Annotated in this window: 1 protein-coding gene; it reads right to left on the bottom strand. The window is 26.9% G+C overall.

The window, feature by feature from the left end; all coding sequences use genetic code 11:
* Window positions 1-490, bottom strand: a 490-nt coding sequence (locus ON24_RS08825; RefSeq protein ID WP_040682690.1) for a helix-turn-helix domain-containing protein, incomplete at its 3' end; no start/stop codon positions are given.
* Window positions 491-520: the final 30 nt, after the last annotated feature.

Genomic DNA, 520 nt, shown 5'->3' with positions numbered 1-520 from the left:
CTTCCGGATTCTCAGGACGGGTGTTGTATTTAATGAATGGTTTTCCATAGTTTAAATTTAGTTTTTGTCTTGTAATGACCCATACTTGCTTTTCACTATATGTTATACCGTATTTTTCTTTAATTAAGTTTTGTACATCTTTTAAATTATATTTTTCTTCATTTCCAGTTATTATTTCTTTTAATTCTTTTAGTTGTTGATTATTTAAGTAAGATTTCCTTCCACAGTTAGAATAATTTGAAAATAAACCATCAACACCTTTTTCATTATATTGTTTGACCCAACGTTCGCCTGTTTTTCTTGAAATATTAATGTTTTTTGAGGCTTTAACAATACTTTCACCGTTTGCAACCATGTGAATTAACAAAAGACGTCTGTAAACATTGTAATATTCCTTGTACTCTTTCAGCATATCTGCAATTTCTGAAAGTTCCAAATGTTTTTCAATTTTATTATTAAATTTTTCCATGAACATATCTTTATAATTCATTAGGTATAAACTTTTGGTAAAGAACTATAA

The organism is Methanobrevibacter boviskoreani JH1 (assembly GCF_000320505.1).
GTDB classification, from domain to species: Archaea; Methanobacteriota; Methanobacteria; order Methanobacteriales; family Methanobacteriaceae; genus Methanarmilla; species Methanarmilla boviskoreani.
This window is presented reverse-complemented; position numbering and strand designations above follow the sequence as displayed.